Source organism: Lentzea pudingi, assembly GCF_014646255.1.
In the GTDB taxonomy this organism is placed as follows: Bacteria; Actinomycetota; Actinomycetes; order Mycobacteriales; family Pseudonocardiaceae; genus Lentzea; species Lentzea pudingi.
The window spans coordinates 917,703-936,080 of sequence record NZ_BMNC01000001.1; the positions used below are offsets into that span (position 1 = coordinate 917,703).

Consider the following 18,378-nt stretch of genomic DNA (forward strand, 5'->3'; position numbering starts at 1 on the left):
CGGCGGTTTTCCTCGCCACCACCCGTTTCCAGCAGCCATCGTCATCCACGGACGTCGGGGGACATGTCCGCAGGGAGGTACAGGATTTCGTGGGGAGGACGGAATTGTCGTACTCATCAAGACAGGTGGCGCTCACCCTGGCCGTCGCGGCGGTGGCCGCAGCAGGGCTGACCACGCCCGCGATGGCGGCCGAGGGGGAGATCCGCGTCGGCGCGGGGGCGAAGACCATCGACGGCCGATATGTCGTGGTGCTCAAGGAAGGCGCCACGGAGAAGGCACGCACGACCGAGACCGTCGCCGACATCGTCACCAGGAACGGTGGCGGTGAGGTGGGGGAGACGTGGCAGCACGCGCTGCACGGCTTCTCCGTCGGGGCAAGCGAAACGGCTGCCAGGCGGATCGCGGCGGACCCCAGGGTCGCCTACGTCGAGCAGGACGCCGAGATCACCGCGGACGCGACCCAGCCGACGCCGTCGGCGCTGTGGGGTCTCGACCGGCTCGACCAGATCACCGGCCGATCCAACGGGCAGTACGTCTCCAGCGGTTCCGGTGCGCGCAACGTGCGTGCGTACGTGATCGACACCGGCATCCGCACGACGCACACCGACTTCGGCGGTCGTGCGAGCTGGGGCACCAACACCTCGGGGGACGGGAACAACACCGACTGCAATGGCCACGGCACGCACGTGGCCGGCACCATCGGCGGGACCACCCACGGCGTCGCGAAGTCCGTGCGGCTGGTCGCGGTCAAGGTCCTCACCTGTGGTGGCAGCGGCAGCACCGCCGGGGTCATCAGCGGTGTCGACTGGGTGACGCAGAACGCGGTGCGCCCGGCCGTGGCGAACATGAGCCTCGGCGGGGGTGCCAGTGCGGCACTGGACGCGGCGGTCGAGGCGTCGATCGCCTCGGGCATCACCTACACGGTCGCCGCGGGCAACGCGGACCGCGACGCCTGCACGACCTCACCGGCCAGGACACCGAACGCGATCACCATCGGTGCCACCGACCGCGACGACGTGCGGCCGACGGACTGGTCGAGCGGGGGCAGCAACTTCGGCTCCTGCGTGGACATCTTCGCGCCCGGCGACGACATCACGTCGGCGTCGAACGCCAGTGACACGGCGACCAGGGTGCTCAGCGGCACGTCGATGGCCGCACCGCACGCCGCCGGTGTCGCCGCGTTGCAGCTGCAGCGCGGCCCGAACGCCTCACCGACCTCGGTGTGGTTCGAGATGGCGTTCGTGGGGTCCACAAAGGACGTCGTGGTGAACCCCGGGCCCGAATCGCCGAACCTGTTGCTCAACTCGCGCTTCACGTTCGGTGGGCCGGACGGCGACTACAACGACGACCAGCGCACGGACACCACCGTGTGGCGACCGTCGACGGGCCAGTGGTTCGTGCGCAACGTCAGCACGACCCAGTGGGGTCAGCAGGGCGACGTCCCGGTACCGGGTGACTACAACGGCGACGGCGTGTCCGACGTCGCGGTGTGGCGTCCGTCCACGGGGCAGTGGTTCGTGCACGGCCAGTTCACCGTCGTGTGGGGTGTGCCGGGAGACATCCCGGTGCCCGGCGACTTCAACGGTGACCAGATCACCGACGTCGCGGTGTGGCGTCCGTCGACCGGGCAGTGGTTCGTGCGCAACCAGTTCACGCAGCAGTGGGGCCAGCAGGGTGACATCCCGCTGGCGCTCGACTTCGACGGTGACGGTGCGGCGCAGGCTGCCGTGTGGCGTCCGTCGACCGGGACCTGGCACTACGTCGCGATGTTCGGGGTCGTCGTGTCCATCCCATGGGGACAGAGCGGTGACGTGCCGGTGCCTGCCGACTACGACGGTGACGGCAGCTTCGACCTGACGGTCTGGCGCCCGTCCACCGGCGAGTGGCACGTCCGCGGTGTCAGCTCGACGCAGTGGGGTCAGCAGGGCGACGTGCCGGTGCCCGGCGACTACAACGCCGACGGCGTCGGGGACCTCGCGGTCTGGCGTCCGTCGACCGGGCAGTGGTTCGTGCGCAACCAGTTCAGCGTCGCCTGGGGTGTGCAGGGCGACAAACCGCTGGCCTCGTAGGCAGATCGGCCAGATGACCGGTGCCGTCCCCGGGGACGGCACCGGTCATTTCAGCAACGTCAGGAACTCCGCGCGCGTGCTGTCGATGTGCGCGCTCAGCTCCAGCAACGGTGTGCTCTTGCCCGATGCCATTTCCGCACGGGCGACCGTGCGCGCTTCCTCGAACTGTGCGCGCAGCAACACCTTCAGCTGCTCGTCGAAGTCGGCTCCCTGCGCGTACCCGACGGCGGCCCGTTCGGCGGCCGTGATCATGCCGGGCATGTCGTGGCCGTCGTGCTGGTCACTTTCCGGCCGACCGGCCTGAGCGAGCAGGGTCCGCACCTGCGCCAGCTCGTCGCGGTAGCGGGACGAGACCCGGTCCGCCACCGGACGCAGCGAGGAACCGGGCCGGTCCGCGGTCAGGGCCAGGGCGGCGAGCGCGGACTCGTTCTGCGGGATCACCAGATCCGCGAACGCCTGGTCGGTCGGGCCGAGCTCGACCGGGGGAGCGCCGGCGGGGGACACCGGCGCTCCACAGCCCGTCACCACCAGGACCGCGGCGATGAGGAGGGCTCGCACTAGGGGCGGCCGTCCGGTCCGCACTTGACGATCCGGTTGATGCAGTCGCGGACGCGTTGTGCCATCTCGGCTTCCGGCCAGACGTTGAAGAAGTCGCCGTGCATCGTGAAGCCGGGCCCGGACGACAGCTTGAACCGCGCCGGGTCACCGCTCGCGGGGTAGCGCAGCACCTGGCGCAGCTTCGGCACGGGCACCGGGTGCGTGGACGGGCAGTCACCGGCGACCGGGTACGCCATGTGGCTCTTGTGGTCCGCGGAGTCGAGGTCCTTGCCGTTCCAGCACTGCGGGAAGTCCAGATAGGACTCGATCATGGTGCCGGCCGGGCAGTTCACGAAGTCCTTGGACGAGCCGACGTGGCCCGCGTGCAGGCAGGACCAGCGCGACCTCGTGCTGTCGTCCGGCGCGGTGGCCTTGGCGTTACCCGCGACGATGCGCAGTCCGTACGGCAGGGGCTGGATGCGCGCGGTGACGTCGTCGCGCACGCCCTCGCCGAGGTAGTAGAACGTCGTGCCGGTCGGTTCGACGGGCTGGCCGTCGACCAGGAACGTCGGCACCCAGTACGACGACAGGTCGACCTTCGGGCTGCACGAGCTCTTGGCCTTGCTCAGGCTCGTGACGTCCGAGTGGGCGTTCGTGGAGTCGTTGCCGAAGAAGCTGTGCATGTGCGAGGCGCCGGGGAGGTTCGGCAGGACGATCGGGTCGTCCGGGAGCCGGTGCGTGAACGGGCACTCGGCGACGAACTCCGCCACGCGCACCGCGTTCGGCGGGATCGGCTCCTGCGGCGTCGTCGGGGCGACGGCGGCCTTCGTCGTCTCGGCGGGCGGGGCGGGCGTGCCGGCCGGGAGCGGCGTCGTGGTGTTCGCGGTGGCGGTCGGCGACGGCGTGGCCGCCGGTGAAGAGGTCTGGCTCGCCTGGGGCTTCGCGGGCGGGGTGAAGAACATCGCGTTCGCGGTCACCGCGGACGCCGCGACACCCGCCACGGCGAGAGCGGCGATCCACACGCGCCGCCGCAGTTTGGAGGTGGAGGGCATTGAGATCCTTTCGAGCAGGGCGAGACGGCGCGGTGAGGTGAGCACGGTCGTCGCGCCGGACACCTCACGTGCCGGTCAGGGTTCTTCTGACCAGGAGATGTCCCGGGAGCCCGGGGATAACAGAAACCTCGCGGAGATTTTTCCGGGGCGCGTCTACTGAGGACCGGGTCCGCCGAGCGCGCCCAGGACCGTCGAGACCTGGAGGTCGGTGCGCGCGGCCGTGTCGTCGCCGGCGCCCAGTTCCGGCGCGCCGGGCGGGAGCTGGTGCACCACGTCGAGGATCGCCAGGTAGACGCGCAGGCACCAGGACGGGCACGCCGCGGTGATGGTGCCGGCGGCGTGCAGGCGGGAGAAGAGCAGCTTCGCCCCCTCCTGGACCTCGTCGCTGAGGAACCCGTGGCCCGAGTTCGTCCCGTTCACGACGTCGACGATCAGCCGGTGGCTGAACTTGATCTCCATGACGAGCTCGGTGACGCGGTGCAGGGCGATGAGCGGGGGAGAGGTGTCGACCTTGGCCTGTTCGAGAGCGCGCCGGTACTGCTCGTCGAGCTGTGCGAAGAGCGTGTCGAGCAGGGCTTTGCGGGACGAGAAGCGGCGGTGGACGGTGGCGCGGGCGAGCCCGGCCTCGTCGGCGATCCGTTCCAGCGACGCGGTCGGGTCCTCGGCCAGGACGATCTTGGCGGCCTCCAGGATGCGCGCCACGTTGCGCTCGGCGTCCGCGCGTACGGGACGGGGCGGGGTGGGCGCGCTCATCTGACCTCCAGGGTGGTGACCCAGCCTAACGATCAGCGTAAGTGCGACAGGCAAGTCTCGCTTGTTGACAGAAGTGAGACTCTCATGTTGCATTTAAGGAGACACGTCGAACCACAGGAGTTGTGCACCATGGATCTCGATCTCGCCGGCAAGCACGTGCTCGTCACGGGTGCCAGCAAGGGCATCGGCCTCGCGGTCGTGCAGGCGTTCCGTGAGGAAGGAGCGCTGGTCACGGCGGTGTCGCGGCGCAGCACGCCCGAACTCGAAGCGACCGGCGCGACCTTCGTGGCCGCCGACCTCTCCGTGCCCGACGGGCCGCGACGCGTGGTCGAGGCCGTGCTCGGGGCCGAGCCCAGGCTGGACGTGCTGGTCAACAACGCGGGCGGCGGCACGTTGCCGGAGGGGTCGATCGGCAACGTGCTGGACGGCGACGACCAGATCTGGCAGGACGTCTTCGAGATGAACCTGCACTCCGCCGTGCGCGTCACCCGAGCCGCGCTCCCGGCTCTGCTCGAGGCACGCGGTGCCATCGTCAACATCAGCTCCGACACCGCACGCCGCATCGGTGCCCCCGGTGCCACCCCGCTGCCCTACGCGGCGGCCAAGTCCTCGCTGAACATGTTCACCAGGGCGTTGGCCGAGCGGGTGGGGCCCCAGGGCGTGCGGGTCAACGCCGTCTCGCCGTCGCTCACGCGCACCTTCAGCATCGCGGGCGACGGCGGCTACATCTCGCAGGTGGCCGGCGCCTTCGGCGTCGAGCACGCCACGTTGCTGGGCGGGCTGCCCGAGGAACTGGGCATGCTGACCGGCCGGATGATCGAGCCGGACGAGATCGCCCGCGCGGTGCTGCTGCTGTCGTCGCCGACGATGCCGAGCGTGATGGGGTCGAACTGGACCGTCGACGCCGGCTCCACCAAGGTGGCGTGACGCCCAGCGGCTTCCCGCGCGCCGGTCCGGGGGCGACACCTTCGCCCGCACGGACCACGCGCGGAGCGCCCCCGGTCACACGTGGGTGTCGGAAGGTTCTTCGTGCTGCGCCTGGGCCTTCCGCTGCCGTTTCCGGTCGAGCAGCCACATGACGGGTGAAGCGGACACGCCGTGCAGCAGGATCGAGCCGATCACGACGAGCCCGACGATCTGCCACAGCGTGTCCTGCTCGGGGAACTCGCCCTTCTGCAACGCGTAGACGAGGTAGAACAACGACCCGACGCCGCGCACCCCGAAGAACGCGATGACGGTTCGCTCGCGCGGGCCGGTCCTGCCGCCGAGCAGGCCGATCCACCCCGCGAGCGGCCGCACCAGCAGCAGCACCACGGCCGCGACCAGGATCTGCGTCCAGCCGACGCCGGCCAGCAGCCCGGTGGCCGCGGCGCCGCCGAGCAGGAAGACGATCAGCACCGTGAGCATGCGCTCGGCCTGTTCGACGTAGCGGTGCAGGACCTGGTGGTAACCGTGCCGGCGTTCGCCCGACCGGATCGCGCACGCGCACACGAAGACCGCGATGAACCCGTAGCCCTCGACCAGTTCGGTGATCCCGTAGGCCAGGAACGTCGCCGCGAGCGCGACGAAACCCTCGGCGTGCTCGGCCAGGCGGAACTTCTCCGACGGCGCCGAGAAGAACAGCTTGCCGAGCGCCCACCCGATGAGCAGGCCGATCGCGATCGCCGCCGCGAGCCGCCACAGCACGTCCACCGCGAGCCAGTGCCCGAGCCACGCCGACGGCGCCACCCCGGCCACGCTGATCGCGATGGCGGCGTAGGTGAACGGGAACGCCAGCCCGTCGTTGAGGCCCGCCTCCGAGGTGAGTGCGAACCTGGCCTCGTCCTCGTCGGACTCCGGGTTCTCGGCGGGCTCGGCGACCTGGACCTCGCTCGCGAGCACCGGATCGGTGGGGGCGAGCGCGGCGGCGAGCAGCACGGAGGCCCCGACGCCGAGGCCGAGGGCGCCCCAGCCGAGCAGGCCGACGGCGAGCATGGACAGCGGCATGGTGATGGCGAGCAGCCGCCAGGTGCTCGCCCAGCCGCGCAGGCCGACCCGCCGGTTCAGCGCGAGGCCCGCGCCCATCAACGAGATGATCACGCAGATCTCGGTGAGGTGCAGGAGCACGCCGCTGTGCTCGACGGGGTCGGGATCGGGCAGTGGCCCCGCCACCGTGAACGTCAGGGCGCCCGCCCCGAGGAAGAGCATCGGCATCGAGACCGGTGCCCGGTCGAGCAGCCGGGGCAGCAGCGCGGCGGCGAGAGTGGCCAGACCCGCTCCGGCGTACAGCAGCGGTCCTGGATCCACCGTCAGCCTCCTGTCGAAGAACTGTCCAGGTACCCGTCCGGGTGAACGGCAAACTGGGAGCCCGAGTCCATTGAGGACACGGGCTCCCGCGGGGTCAGCTTTGGGCGGCGAGCATCGGCGACATGTCGAACACGCTGATCACGTGGCTGATCCTGCCGCCGGTGACGGTGATGTGCTCGGCGCCGTGCAGGTTCCGCACGAACGGCAGGTCGACGGAGTACACCGTCACGGCGCGGGTGTCGTGACCGAGCACGTCGAGGACCTCGCCGCGGAGCATCCTGCCCACGAACGGCGCGAGGAAACGGCGGTAGCCGTCGATGCCCTCGATCCGGCCGGAGGGCGCCTCGCAGACGACGTCGTCGGCGACCATGCTCAGCGCCTTCTCGGCGTCGCCGCTGGTCCAGGCCTCGACATAGGCGCGGGCGATCGTGAGAGCGGTGGTGGTCATGAACGTCCCTTTCCGAAGGCCGGATCACGTTCGTCGCGACCCGATGACCACAGCTTCGCGCGCGTTATATGACATCTTCTGTCATGTACGGGGAGGAGATTCGCCGCTGTGAAGTCCGACCGCCTGCTCTCGATCCTGCTGCTCCTGCAGACCCACGGGCAGCTGTCCGCGACCGACCTGGCCGCGCGCCTGGAGGTCTCGGCCCGGACGATCATGCGCGACTTCGAGGCCCTGTCGGCGGCGGGCGTGCCCGTCTACACCGTCCGCGGTCCTCAGGGCGGTATCGCGCTGCTGCCCGGTTACCGCACCGACGTCACCGGCCTGACCGCCGACGAGTCCCGCGCGCTGTTCGTGGCGTTGTCCGGGTCCGCGCACACCGACCTCGGTCTCGGCCAGGCGCTCGGTTCCGCGTTGCGCAAGGTCATGGCCGCGCTGCCCGCCCCGCACCGGGACGGCGCCGACCTGACCAGCAGGCGCGTGCTGATCGACCCCGTCCGCTGGCGTGGCGCGCCGGGGTCTGCGGACCTGGACGTCTTCCAGCGAGCCGTGTTCGCCGACCGGCGGCTGCGGCTGCGCTACCGGCACGGCCGCGACAACCGGGTGCGCACCCGCACCGTCGACCCGTACGGCCTCGCGAACAAGGCCGGCGTCTGGTACCTGGTCGCGGACCATGACGGCGAACCGAACCTCTACCGCGTCGACCGGACCCAGTCGGCCGTCGTGCTCGCCGACCCCGTCCGGCGCCGGCCCGGCGTGGAGCTCGACGACGCCTGGGACGCCCTGCGGCGGCGCATCGACGACCTGCCCTCGCCGGTGGCCGTCACCGCCCTGGTCGAGGACGACGTCCTGGCTCTGTTCCTGCGCGTGCACCAGGCCGATCTCGCCGAGGGCCCGGTCGAAGCCCAGAAGCCCGGCTGGAGCCAGGTCGGACTGCGCTTCCGCTCGCTGCGCAACGTCGAGACCCTGCTCGCCTTCGGCGCGGGCGTCGAGGTGCTCAGCCCCGAGGAGGCGCGTCACGCCCTGGCACGGCAGGCGAGGGCGATCGCGAGCCTCTACGAACCGGGGTGATCCGACGCGGCACGGGCGGCGCGCCGGGCCAGTCCGGCGAACGCCTCGCGGAGCGCGGGCGGTCCGACCACCTCGACGTCGGCGTCGAAGCGGGCCACCTTCGCGGCGAGCGCGCCCCACGACCAGGCGCCGGTCAGCAGCCTCGTCCGGCCGGGACCTGCCTCCTCGGCGGTGTCGGTACCGGCGAACGGCGCCACGTCGGCGAGGGGCAGGTCGAGCACCACCTCGCCGCGGCACGGCCAGGCGTCGGCGCCGTCCGAGCCCTTGAACCGGGCGGACAGGAACGTCGCGACGTCACCGCCGGGGACCTGCCGGGCCGTGAAGCGCGGTCCGTTGGGCACGCGGAGCGTCATCCGGTCGGCGCGGTAGGTCCGCCAGTCCTCGTGGTCCGGGCTCCACCCGACGAGGTACCAGCGGCCCGCCCGGACCACGAGGTGGTGCGGCTGCACCCGGCGCGGCGGTCCCTCGGACTCCGGCCGGCCGGGGGAGCGGTAGTCGAACCGCAGCTCCTCGCAGGCGCGCACCGCCGTGCTCAACGCGAGCAGGAGGTCGGTGTCCACCTGCGTGCCGCGCCCGGCCGGCTCGACCTCCAGCGCGTCGATGCGCTGCCGCAGCCGGGACGGCATGACCTGCCGCACGGTGGCCAGCGCGCGGGCGGCGGCCTCCTCGATGCCCGCGCCGGTGCCGACGGCGATCCTCAGCGCCACGGCGAGCGCGATCGCCTGTTCCTCGTCGAACAGCAGCGGCGGCACCTGGCTGCCGGCTTCGAGCCGGTAGCCGCCGTCGGGACCTTTGACCGCGTGGACGAGGTAGCCGAGTTCGCGCAGCCGGTCGACGTCCCGGCGCACGGTGCGTTCGCTGACGCCGAGCCGCCGCGCCAGCTGCAGCCCCGGCCAGTCGCGGCGGACCTGCAGCAGGGACAGCAACGACAGCAGACGTCCCGAGGTGGTCGTCGACGCGGCGATCGGCATGGATCCAGCTTCGCACGAGAAGCGGACGTTCCCTGTCCGCCACTGCTGACAGAGTCGCTCCCATGGCACTCAACGCAGCACCCCACCTCAACTTCCGCGGCCAGGCCCGGGAGGCCCTCGAGTTCTACCGCTCGGTCTTCGGCGGACGGCTCAACGTCGTCACCTACGGCGACTTCGGCATGCCCGCCGAGGTTCCCGGCGCGGGCAACGTCGTGTTCGGCGAGGTCGTCGCCGAGAACGGGTTCCGCGTCCTCGCCTACGACGTCCCCGGAGCGACCGAGCCGCTGCCGCAGGGCGAGCCGAAGACCCGCCGCGAGAACGGCACGACGATCACCGAGGAGCGCTTCTTCCTGTCCGTCGGCGGGGAGCGCGTCGACGAGCTGACCCCGGTCTGGGACGGGCTCGCCGACGGCGCGACCGTGATCGAGGAGTTCGGCCCCTCGCGGTTCTCACCCGGCTTCGGGATGCTGGCCGACCGGTTCGGCGTCACCTGGATCGTCAGCGTCATGGCGACACAGGCTTGATCACTGTGAGTTGACATCTGGTGATCCGAAATATGTCGCAAAGTAGTTGGAAATAGATGTTTCGATTTATTTGCGGCCGTTGATCTGCGACGAAATAATTTCTCCACTTTCGAGTGAACCGGCTCCTGAGGGACTCCGAATACCCGGATGACAGGTGCTGATCAATCGAGAGGGGGTGATTACATGAAGTCGACATGCTCCACGGTTCTGCGGCGGACGCTCGGCGTGGCCGGGTTCCTGATCGGGTTCGGCCTGCTCTCCGCGGGAGTGGCGAGCGCCGACGACTCGCCCGGCCTGCTGGGCGGCGTCGCCGGTCTCGTCTCCCCGGTGACCGACGCGGTCGCACCGGTGACCGGAGCGCTGACGCCGGTGACTGACGCGGTCGCACCCGTGACCAAAGCGGTCGCGCCGGTGACCAACGCGCTGGCGCCAGTGACACGCGAGGTCGCCGCGGTGGCCGATCCGGTGCTGAAGCCGGTGCTGACGGCCGCCGAGCCGGCGACCGAACCGTTGCTGGCACCGCTGGCACCCGTGGTCGATTCCGCGGTGAGGGTGGTGGGTCCGGTGCTGGAACCACTCCAGCCCGTCACGGCGCCGCTGCTCGCCCCCGTGGCAGGCACGGTGCGGGACCTGCCGGTGGTACCGCGGATCGCGGAACCGCTGGTGGCACGGCCTTCCGCTCCGGCGGACGTGCCGCAGGCCCCACCGGTCCCGCAGGTGCCGGACGCGCCACAGGCCACGGCCGTCGTGCCGCAGGCGCACGCTGTGGTGCCGGCCGACCGAGCTGCGGTGGCACTTCTCCCGCAGCAGCAACAGATCTCCGCACCTGACGTGGCGCCACCGATCGAGGCGCCGCAGCAGCAGCCGCTGCCCGAAGTGCCGTTCGCTTTGCCCGGCACGACGGGATCGGTCTCGTCGAACGGATCGGCGAGCACGGCGGTGTCGGATCTCCCAGCGGGCCAGGGGGTTCACGCGCACGGCGAGTCGCTCGTCGTGGGTCCTGACCACCAGGTCCACGGGTCGTGGTGTTACTACTACGGCCGGAACCATCCCAGTTGAGCAGTCCTGACAACCAAGCCGGCAGATCACCAAGCTTGTTTGACAGGAAGGTTCGGCAATGCACAGCTACGTACGGCGCGGCCTGATGGCCGCAGCGTTCTCGGGAGGCTTCCTCCTGTTCGGAACGGCGATGGCGAGCGCTGACACCGGGGGCAACGGTCTCCTCGGCGGCGTTGGCGACGTCGTGCACTCGGTCGTGAACGGTGGCAACGGCGGGAACTCGGGCAACGGCGGCAACGCCACCAGCTCGAACAACGCCACGTCCGGCAACTCGGGCAACTCCGGGAACTCCGGCGCCACCGGTGGCAACACCGCCTACGGCCTCTGCGTGCTGGCGGAGTGCCACACGAACGTGAGCTCGGGTGACTCCGGGAACACGGGCGCGACCGGCTCGACCGGCGACGCCTCCAACCACAGCAACACGGTGGGCGGCAAGTCCGGTGCCGCGGGCAACGGTGGCGACGCCACCGCCGCGGGCCGCACCCAGAACGCCGGCGCGACCGCGGGCAACGGTGGCAACTCGGGCAACGGCGGCGACGCCACGAGCTCGAACACCGCGCGGTCGGGCAACTCCGGCAACTCGGGCAACTCGGGTGACACCGGTGGCAACAGCGCCTACGGCGTCTGCGTGCTGGCGGAGTGCCACACGAACGTGAGCTCGGGTGACTCCGGGGACACGGGCGCGACGGGGTCGACCGGTGACGCCTCCAACCACAGCACCACCGTGGGTGGGAACTCCGGTCCCGCCGGTGACGGCGGCGACGCGAAGGCCGTGAGCAAGGACCAGAAGCGGGGCCACCACAGCAACAACGGCTCCGCTGAGGCCACCGCGGGCAACGGCGGCAACTCGGGCGACGGCGGCAACGCCACCAGCTCGAACAGCGCCACGACCGGCAACTCGGGCAACTCCGGGAACTCGGGCGACACCGGCGGCAACAAGGCCGTCGTGCGTTCCACCGGTTCGGACAAGGGCCACGGCAAGTCGTGGCACAGCAGCAAGTCCTGGACCACCGTGACGTCGGGCGACTCCGGCGACACGGGTGCCACCGGCTCGACCGGTGACGCGGGGAACCACAGCGCCACCAAGGGCGGCAACTCCGGCCCGGCCGGTGACGGCGGCGGCGCCTGGGCAGTGACCGAGCAGGGCAAGAAGTCCTGGAACCACGGCAAGTGGGGCCACCACAGCAACAACGGCTCCACTGAGGCCACCGCGGGCAACGGCGGCAACTCGGGCGACGGCGGCAACGCCACCAGCTCGAACAACGCCACCACCGGCAACTCGGGCAATTCCGGGAACTCCGGTGACACCGGCGGCAACTCGGCCGTGGTGAAGACCGAGAACAAGAAGTGGAACGACCACCGCGGCGACAAGTGCCACGGCTGGAAGAACCACGGCTGGAAGCACTCCGGCTGGAAGCACGACTGGAAGAACCACGGCACCAAGTCCTGGACCGAGGTCACCTCGGGCGACTCCGGTGACACCGGTGCCACGGGTTCGACCGGCGACGCCTCCAACCACAGCAGCACGACCGGTGGCCACTCCGGTCCGGCGGGCGACGGCGGCGACGCCTCGTCCTGGACCCACGGGAAGCACTCCGTGACGGCGTGACCACGAGGTGTTCTCAGGGCGGGGCCGGCATCAGCCGGTCCCGCCTTTCGCTGTCCACGCGAAGGTGTGGTTTCCGTTCACCGAAAAGGGGTATTCGGCGGTTCCCTATGAGCAGGACGGTGTGACGTGGAGAGACCGCCATCGAAGGACGAATGGTGTCCGACGGTAGGGGTGGAGGAGGAGTTCCTCCTCGTGGACCCGGAGACCGGCGCCCCGGTGAACCTGGCGGACGAGGTCGTCGCCGTCGCGCGGGAGCAGTTGGGACTCGACCTCGAGCGCGAGCTCACCGGCGCGCAGGTGGAGATCAACACGACCGTGTGCCGCGACGTGGAACAGGCTCGCCGGGAGCTGCTCGAGACGCGGCGTCTCGTCGCGGAGGCAGCGCGCACGGCGGGTTGCCGGGCCATCGCTGTCGGGGCGCCCCCGCTGGGCGAGGCGACCGGTGAGGTGACGGACAGCCTGCGGTACCGCCGGATCGCGCGCGAGTTCGGTGCGCTGGCGGAACAACAGCTCATCTGCGGGTGTCACGTGCACGTCGCCGTGCCCGACCGGGAGACCGCCGTCCAGGTGTGCAACCACGTGCGTCCGTGGTTGCCGGTGCTGGCCGCCGTGACCGCGAACTCGCCGTTCTCGGGCGGTGAGGACACCGGGTTCGCCAGCTGGCGTTCGACGGTGTGGTCGCGCTGGCCGGTGTCCGGGCCGCCGCCGGTCTTCGAGTCGTGGCAGCAGTACGAGGAACTCTGCGACACGATGATCACGGCGGGCACGGCGCTGGACCGGGCGATGATCTACTGGGACGTCCGGCCCGCCACCGACCTGCCGACCGTGGAGGTGCGGGTCTCGGACGTCGCGGCGACCGTGGACGAGGCGGTGCTGCTCGCGGCCCTCGTCCGGGCGCTCGTGGCGCAGGCGGTCGTCGACGTCGGACGGGGCGTGGAGGCGGAGCCGATTCCACAGGAGACACTGCGCCAGGCCTGCTGGGGCGCGTCCAACGAAGGTCTGCGGGGCAGCACGCTCGACGTGTGGTCCGGTGAGCAGCGGCCGGTGCGGCAGCAGCTGGACGACCTGGTGCGCCGGTTGACGCCGGTGTTCGAGGCGAACGGTGATCTGCCTGCGGTACAACGAGGTCTGCGCCTCCTGGACGGCAGGGGCGGCGGTGCGGACCGTCAGCGCGAGGCGTTCCGGGGAGGCGAGGTGGAGTCGTTGCTGACCCTGCTCGACGTCGACAACGCGGACCGCGCCGAGCCCCGGGCGACCGCCGCTGGCTGAGACGGGGTTTCGCGCGTTGCGTACGATCTTCGGTACCTCGCGGTGGCGCGGGGGCAAGAGGCAGCGTCCGAGGTCGAGCAGCGAGCCGGTGACGCATGGCGAGAGGGCGGCCATGAGGGCGTTCGGCAGGCAGGAGCAGACCGCGGACGAGGATGTCCGCGCGCTGTTCGGGCAGTCCACCGCGGTGTTCGCGAAGTTCACGGGCCCCGCGCACGTGGTCGAGACGGCCAATGCGGCCTTCCAGGCCACCTTCGGGGAGAACGGTCAGGGGCTCGGCACCCTGCTGGACGAGGTGTACCGCACCGGCGAGCCGCGCACCGACCGTGACGTGCGGGTCGTGCTCGGCAGCGGCCCGCACGAGCGGGAGGTGTCCTTCGACCTCACCTGCGAGCCGCGCCGGGGCGCGACCGGTGAGGTGCACGGGGTCCGCGTGATCGGTGTGGAGACCACCCAGGTCAAGCACGCCCAGCGGTTGATGGCCGAACATCGCGCGCTGCTGGAGCAGATCGCCCGCCAGGCGCCGCTGGCCGAGGTGCTCGACGGGATGGCCCGGTGCATCGAGGAACTGGCGCCGGTGGAGCTCTACGTGTCCGTGCTGCTGGCCGACCCCGACGGCCTGCACCTGCGTCACGGCGCCGCTCCCAGCCTGCCCGCCTTCTACAACGAGGCCATCGACGGCATCGCCACCGGCGAAGGCGTGGGCTCCTGCGGGACGGCCGCCCACCGGCGTGAACCGGTCATCGTCACCGACATCGCCACCGACCCGTTCTGGGACGACTTCCGCGACCTGGCCGGGCGGGCCGGGCTGGGCTCCTGCTGGTCGACGCCGATCCTGGCCCGCGACGGCAGCCTGCTGGGCACGTTCGCGATGTACCACCCGGCCGCGCGGGCCCCGAGGGACAACGACTTCGCGCTCATCCGGGTCTTCGCGGGCACCGCCGCGCTGGCGATCGAGCGCCACCACAACGAGGTGGCGCGGCAGGCCGCCGAGGCGCGGGCCGAGTCGGCCCGCGCAGCCCTGGCCGCAGCGGTGCGCGCGGAACGGGAGCTGCGCGCGGAGGCCGAGCGGCGTGCGGACGCCGCCGCGGAGCTCACCACCCGGATGCAGGCCGCCGCGGCCGCCCAGGCGGGGGCGCCGCACCCCGAACTGTGCCAGCTGGGTGGTCAGGCCGGGTGCACCGCCGCGGCCGAGCTGAAGGTCGCCGACTCCTGGGGCGACTCGGCCTGGGGTTGCCCCGCGCACGTCGAGGAAGTGCTCATCCACGTGCGTTCGGTCTTCATCGCGGGTGAGGAACTCGGTGGCCTGGCGGCGTATCTGAACCGGTGAGACCTTCTCACGCGGAGGGTCCGCGCAGGTAGCGGGTCATCATGTCCACGAGCTCGTTCTCGAACGTCTCCGCCGGCTGCCGGAACGCGGCCAGCCGGTGCGTGTTCAGCTCCACGGTGAACACGACGAGGTCGACCGCGGTGTCCAGGTCCCGCACGTCGACGTCGGGGTGACGGGCGAACACGGCACGGACCTGCGCGACGCGCTGCTCGCCGTGGCGGGTGATGGTGTCGCGCAGTTCAGCGGAGAACTGGCCCTCCTCAATCATGATGCGCAGCAGCTGCGGGTCGTCGCGGTGGTTGTCGATCGCGTCGCGGACCAGTGCCCGCACCACGGATTCCAGGCTGCCCGGCGAGAAGTCCAGCTGGTCGGCCTGGGTCCAGGTGCCCCGGTCGATGTGGCGGACCATCAGCTCGGCGAGGATCGAGTCCTTGTTCGGGAAGTACTGGTACAGCGAGCCGATCGAGACGCGGGCGCGTTCGGCGATGCGGTTCGTGGTGCCCGCGGCGTACCCGTGCTCGGAGAAAACGTGAGCAGCCGCGGTCAGGATGCGGTCGCGGGTGAGCTCCGCGCGCACCTGCCGGGGCTTGCGACGTGCGTCGACGTCACGGCTGGCCGACGGCATTCCGCGCCTCCGAAAGCGAGTATCCAAGACCTGAGCAAATGCTCATAATAGTGCTATGAGCTGGGAAAACAATCCTTTTTCACGGCTTGACACGGTCGAGGGCGTCGAGGCCGTCCTCGGGCGGCCGGCGTCGGTGATCATGCTGAAGCAGCTCGGCGCGCTCGACGAGGGATGTGTGGACCTGCTCGCGCGCAGCCCGATCGCGGGGTTCGGGTACCGCGGTGCGGACGGCCTGAGCAGGACGACGTTCGTCGGTGGCGGGCCGGGGTTCGCGCGGGTGCACTCGCCGACGCGGATCTCGTTCGACCTGGGGGACGCCGACGGGCCGGCGTCGATGGTCTTCCTGGTGCCGGGAGTCGGGGAGACGTTGCGGGTCAACGGTGCCGTGCGTCGCGGCGGCTTCGACGTCGAGCAGGTGTACGTCCACTGCGCCCAAGCCGTGCTGCGGTCCGGACTGTGGCAGCCGCCAGAGCCGGCGCCGCCTGCTCCCGAGGTCGGCGACGGTCCGCTCGCGGCGGCCGGTGTCGCGGACTTCCTCGCCGCCGCACCGTTCCTGGCCCTGTCCACATGGGACTCGGCGGGTGGCGCCGACACCAGCCCGCGCGGGGAACAGGGGATGGTGGCGCGGGTCCTCGACGGCCACACCCTGCTGATCGCGGACCGGCGCGGCAACAAGCGCGCCGACACGCTGCACAACCTGGTCGAGGACGACCGGCTCTCGTTCGCCGCGCTCGTGCCGGGACGCACCGGTGTCGTGCACGTCCGGGGACGCGCGACGATCTCCGTGGACCCCGTCCTGCTGGAACCGTTGTCGCTGCGGGGGATCCCGCCGCACGCCGCCCTGCTCATCGACGTCGAGGCCGCCGAGCTGAGGGCGAACGACGCGGTGACGCGGTCCCGGCTGTGGACCTCCGCCCTGCCCGCCGACGTGCCCGACCTGATGGCGCTCGCGGGTCGTCACCTGGCCGCGAACACCACGAGGGGCGGCTTCCTGTTCAAGATCGCCGGCCTGATTCCCGCGCGGTGGTTGCGGGCGGTGATGAACGTCGCCTACCGCTCTGGCCTGCGCAAGGAGGGCTACGAGGTCGTCCTGAAACCCCGTGCCGTGACTGAGGATCCGCTGCGCGCGGTGCGTGTCGCCGAGGTGCGGCAGGAGACGCCGAGCGCCGTGACGCTGGTGCTGGAGGACGACCGGCCGTTCGACTTCCGGCCGGGCCAGTTCTTCACGCTCGTGGCCGACGTCGGCGGCGTCCAGCTGCGCAGGCCCTACTCGGCCTCGTCGGCACCAGGGTCGCGGCGGCTGGAGGTGACGGTCAAGGTGGTGGGCCGGTTCTCCCGTCACGTCCGCACGCTCGTGGCCGGTGACCGGCTGTTCGTGCGCGGCCCTTCGGGCACGTTCCACGCGGAGCCCGGTCACGAGGTGGTGCTGATCGCGGCGGGCAGTGGTGTCACGCCGATGATGAGCATCATCCGCACCCTGCTCGCACAGCCGGGTGGCCGCATCTCCCTGCTCTACAGCAACAGGACCGCGGAGGAGACCATCTTCGCCGCCGAACTGGCGAGGCTGGGGGAGCAGCACCCCGGAAGGCTCGCCGTCACCCACGTCCACACCTCGCGCGACGGACGGCTGGACGTTCCCGGTGTGCGGAAGTGGGCGGCCGGGTTCTCTCCCGCCGCGCGGTTCTACGTCTGCGGTCCGGAACCCCTGATGAACACCGTGCGCCAGGCGCTGGACGAGCTGGACGTCCCGGCTGACCGCGTGCACTGCGAGAGCTACACCAGTGCGTCGGTGGCGGCGGGGTCCCTGACACCGCGACGGATGGTCGTCGAGGGTGTCGGCGAGGCGGTGGCGGAGCCGGGGCAGACGTTGCTCGACGCCGGACTGGCCGCCGGTCTGCCGATGCCGTACTCCTGCACGGTGGGCAGTTGCCGGGAGTGCGTGGTGAAACTCCTCGCCGGGAAGGTGACGAGCGAGGAGGACGGTCAGGTTCTCGCGTGCACCAGCGCGCCGCTGACGGACGTCACGCTGGAACTGTGACCAGGCCGGCCTGTTTGCGGCCCGGACGGCTCGGGTACGGCGTTTCGATGAGGACACCACCGATCGTGCCGGCGGAGGAGTGGGAGGCAGCGCGCCGGGAGCTGCTGCGCAAGGAGAAGGAGCACACCCGCGCGAAGGACGCCCTGGCCGCCGAGCGTCGCCGGCTGCCGTGGGTCCGGGTCGGGCGGCAGTACGTCTTCGAGGGGCCGGAAGGCGAAACCGGCCTGCCCGGCCTGTTCGCGGAACGCCGCCAGCTGATCGTCTACCGGCACTTCTTCGAGCCCGGTGTCGCGGACTGGCCGCGGGGCGGCTGCAGCGGGTGCGCGATGTTCACCGACAACCTCGGCCACCTCGCCCACCTCAACGCCCGCGACGTCACGTTCGTGCTGGTCTCCGCCGCCCCGCAGGCCGACATCCGGCGCTACCGCCACCGCATGGGCTGGGAGGGCGTGCCCTGGTACACCACGCGGGACGACTTCTCGAAGGACTTCGGCGTCGACGAGTACTTCGGCCTCAACGTGTTCCTGCGCGCCGACGACGAGGTCTTCCGCACCTACTTCACCAACGCGCGCTCGGCCGAGCAGACGGGCAACGTCTGGAGCCTGCTCGACCTCACCCCGCTCGGCCGCCAGGAGGACTGGGAGGACTCGCCGGAGGGGTACCCGCAGGAGCCGCCGTACCAGTGGTGGCGCCGCCACGACGAGTACGGCACCGCCGAGGACGCCGGCTGACGGCGGGTCTCG

At 71.1% G+C, this 18,378-nt stretch carries 17 protein-coding genes; 10 read left to right on the plus strand and 7 right to left on the minus strand.

Annotation, left to right across the window (positions count from 1 at the left end; all coding sequences use genetic code 11):
• The first annotated feature begins 125 nt into the window (after positions 1-125).
• A complete protein-coding gene (locus tag IEY88_RS04170; RefSeq protein ID WP_229693063.1) occupies positions 126-2,069 on the plus strand; it encodes a S8 family serine peptidase in 1,944 nt (647 codons plus the stop codon).
• 45 nt (positions 2,070-2,114) lie between these two features.
• Here IEY88_RS04170 and IEY88_RS04175 read toward each other — a convergent pair whose 3' ends face one another.
• The 3 genes from IEY88_RS04175 to IEY88_RS04185 all read right to left on the minus strand — a co-directional run bounded on the left by IEY88_RS04175 (position 2,115) and on the right by IEY88_RS04185 (position 4,411).
• Complete coding sequence (locus IEY88_RS04175; RefSeq protein WP_189153176.1) at positions 2,115-2,627, minus strand: DUF305 domain-containing protein; 513 nt, start codon at positions 2,625-2,627, stop codon at positions 2,115-2,117.
• Positions 2,627-3,658: a DUF1996 domain-containing protein gene (locus tag IEY88_RS04180; RefSeq protein ID WP_229693064.1), complete on the minus strand. Its 1,032-nt coding sequence runs from the start codon at positions 3,656-3,658 to the stop codon at positions 2,627-2,629. The genes IEY88_RS04175 and IEY88_RS04180 overlap by 1 nt, the downstream gene beginning before the upstream one ends.
• Positions 3,659-3,811: 153 nt before the next feature.
• Complete coding sequence (locus IEY88_RS04185) at positions 3,812-4,411, minus strand: TetR/AcrR family transcriptional regulator (protein WP_189153177.1); 600 nt, start codon at positions 4,409-4,411, stop codon at positions 3,812-3,814.
• Positions 4,412-4,540: 129 nt separating this feature from the next.
• Between IEY88_RS04185 and IEY88_RS04190 the strand changes: the two genes are divergently transcribed.
• Positions 4,541-5,338, plus strand: coding sequence for an SDR family NAD(P)-dependent oxidoreductase (locus IEY88_RS04190; protein WP_189153178.1), 798 nt, complete (start codon positions 4,541-4,543; stop codon positions 5,336-5,338).
• Between the two features lie 75 nt (positions 5,339-5,413).
• On the opposite strand, the gene IEY88_RS04195 is transcribed toward IEY88_RS04190, so the two are convergent.
• Both IEY88_RS04195 and IEY88_RS04200 read right to left on the minus strand, forming a co-directional pair.
• Positions 5,414-6,697, minus strand: coding sequence for a cation:proton antiporter (locus IEY88_RS04195; RefSeq protein ID WP_229693065.1), 1,284 nt, complete (start codon positions 6,695-6,697; stop codon positions 5,414-5,416).
• 94 nt (positions 6,698-6,791) lie between these two features.
• On the minus strand, positions 6,792-7,145 hold the full coding sequence (locus IEY88_RS04200; RefSeq protein WP_189153179.1) for a nuclear transport factor 2 family protein: 354 nt from the start codon (positions 7,143-7,145) through the stop codon (positions 6,792-6,794).
• A gap of 108 nt (positions 7,146-7,253) precedes the next feature.
• Between IEY88_RS04200 and IEY88_RS04205 the strand changes: the two genes are divergently transcribed.
• Positions 7,254-8,213 carry a helix-turn-helix transcriptional regulator gene (locus tag IEY88_RS04205; protein WP_189153180.1) on the plus strand — a complete coding sequence of 320 codons (960 nt, stop codon included), beginning with the start codon at positions 7,254-7,256 and terminating at the stop codon, positions 8,211-8,213.
• On the opposite strand, the gene IEY88_RS04210 is transcribed toward IEY88_RS04205, so the two are convergent.
• Positions 8,198-9,184, minus strand: a complete 987-nt coding sequence (locus IEY88_RS04210; protein WP_189153181.1) for a helix-turn-helix transcriptional regulator — start codon at positions 9,182-9,184, stop codon at positions 8,198-8,200. The two genes, IEY88_RS04205 and IEY88_RS04210, sit on opposite strands and share 16 nt — an antisense overlap.
• A 62-nt stretch (positions 9,185-9,246) precedes the next feature.
• Here IEY88_RS04210 and IEY88_RS04215 point away from each other — a divergent pair, with 62 nt between their 5' ends.
• The 5 genes from IEY88_RS04215 to IEY88_RS04235 all read left to right on the plus strand — a co-directional run bounded on the left by IEY88_RS04215 (position 9,247) and on the right by IEY88_RS04235 (position 14,972).
• The gene (locus tag IEY88_RS04215) at positions 9,247-9,708 is read left to right on the plus strand and encodes a VOC family protein (protein WP_189153182.1); all 462 of its coding nucleotides are present in this window, start codon (positions 9,247-9,249) and stop codon (positions 9,706-9,708) included.
• Positions 9,709-9,891: 183 nt separating this feature from the next.
• Positions 9,892-10,767 (plus strand): hypothetical protein, encoded by an 876-nt coding sequence (locus IEY88_RS04220; protein ID WP_189153183.1) that lies wholly within the window; start codon positions 9,892-9,894, stop codon positions 10,765-10,767.
• A gap of 58 nt (positions 10,768-10,825) precedes the next feature.
• Positions 10,826-12,376 (plus strand): serine-rich family protein, encoded by a 1,551-nt coding sequence (locus IEY88_RS04225; RefSeq protein WP_189153184.1) that lies wholly within the window; start codon positions 10,826-10,828, stop codon positions 12,374-12,376.
• A gap of 126 nt (positions 12,377-12,502) precedes the next feature.
• Positions 12,503-13,645, plus strand: a complete 1,143-nt coding sequence (locus IEY88_RS04230; protein WP_189153185.1) for a carboxylate-amine ligase — start codon at positions 12,503-12,505, stop codon at positions 13,643-13,645.
• Positions 13,646-13,733: 88 nt separating this feature from the next.
• Entirely contained in the window at positions 13,734-14,972 is a 1,239-nt protein-coding gene (locus IEY88_RS04235; RefSeq protein ID WP_229693067.1) for a GAF domain-containing protein, read from the plus strand.
• 7 nt (positions 14,973-14,979) lie between these two features.
• Here the strand turns inward: IEY88_RS04235 and IEY88_RS04240 are convergent, their stop codons facing one another.
• Entirely contained in the window at positions 14,980-15,597 is a 618-nt protein-coding gene (locus IEY88_RS04240; RefSeq protein WP_189153186.1) for a TetR/AcrR family transcriptional regulator, read from the minus strand.
• 55 nt (positions 15,598-15,652) lie between these two features.
• Between IEY88_RS04240 and IEY88_RS04245 the strand changes: the two genes are divergently transcribed.
• Both IEY88_RS04245 and IEY88_RS04250 read left to right on the plus strand, forming a co-directional pair.
• Complete coding sequence (locus tag IEY88_RS04245) at positions 15,653-17,635, plus strand: 2Fe-2S iron-sulfur cluster-binding protein (protein ID WP_189153187.1); 1,983 nt, start codon at positions 15,653-15,655, stop codon at positions 17,633-17,635.
• Positions 17,636-17,682: 47 nt separating this feature from the next.
• On the plus strand, positions 17,683-18,366 hold the full coding sequence (locus IEY88_RS04250) for a DUF899 domain-containing protein (RefSeq protein WP_189153188.1): 684 nt from the start codon (positions 17,683-17,685) through the stop codon (positions 18,364-18,366).
• The last annotated feature ends 12 nt before the right edge of the window (positions 18,367-18,378 follow it).

What these genes read in the sequence shown, in the direction of transcription:
- IEY88_RS04180 (WP_229693064.1), bottom strand. Translation starts at nt 3,658, where the DNA reads ATGCCCTCCACCTCCAAACTGCGGCGGCGCGTGTGGATCGCCGCTCTC.
- IEY88_RS04185 (WP_189153177.1), bottom strand. Translation starts at nt 4,411, where the DNA reads ATGAGCGCGCCCACCCCGCCCCGTCCCGTACGCGCGGACGCCGAGCGC.
- IEY88_RS04190 (WP_189153178.1), top strand. Translation starts at nt 4,541, where the DNA reads ATGGATCTCGATCTCGCCGGCAAGCACGTGCTCGTCACGGGTGCCAGC.
- IEY88_RS04200 (WP_189153179.1), bottom strand. Translation starts at nt 7,145, where the DNA reads ATGACCACCACCGCTCTCACGATCGCCCGCGCCTATGTCGAGGCCTGG.
- IEY88_RS04210 (WP_189153181.1), bottom strand. Translation starts at nt 9,184, where the DNA reads ATGCCGATCGCCGCGTCGACGACCACCTCGGGACGTCTGCTGTCGTTG.
- IEY88_RS04215 (WP_189153182.1), top strand. Translation starts at nt 9,247, where the DNA reads ATGGCACTCAACGCAGCACCCCACCTCAACTTCCGCGGCCAGGCCCGG.
- IEY88_RS04220 (WP_189153183.1), top strand. Translation starts at nt 9,892, where the DNA reads ATGAAGTCGACATGCTCCACGGTTCTGCGGCGGACGCTCGGCGTGGCC.
- IEY88_RS04225 (WP_189153184.1), top strand. Translation starts at nt 10,826, where the DNA reads ATGCACAGCTACGTACGGCGCGGCCTGATGGCCGCAGCGTTCTCGGGA.
- IEY88_RS04240 (WP_189153186.1), bottom strand. Translation starts at nt 15,597, where the DNA reads ATGCCGTCGGCCAGCCGTGACGTCGACGCACGTCGCAAGCCCCGGCAG.
- IEY88_RS04245 (WP_189153187.1), top strand. Translation starts at nt 15,653, where the DNA reads ATGAGCTGGGAAAACAATCCTTTTTCACGGCTTGACACGGTCGAGGGC.
- IEY88_RS04250 (WP_189153188.1), top strand. Translation starts at nt 17,683, where the DNA reads ATGAGGACACCACCGATCGTGCCGGCGGAGGAGTGGGAGGCAGCGCGC.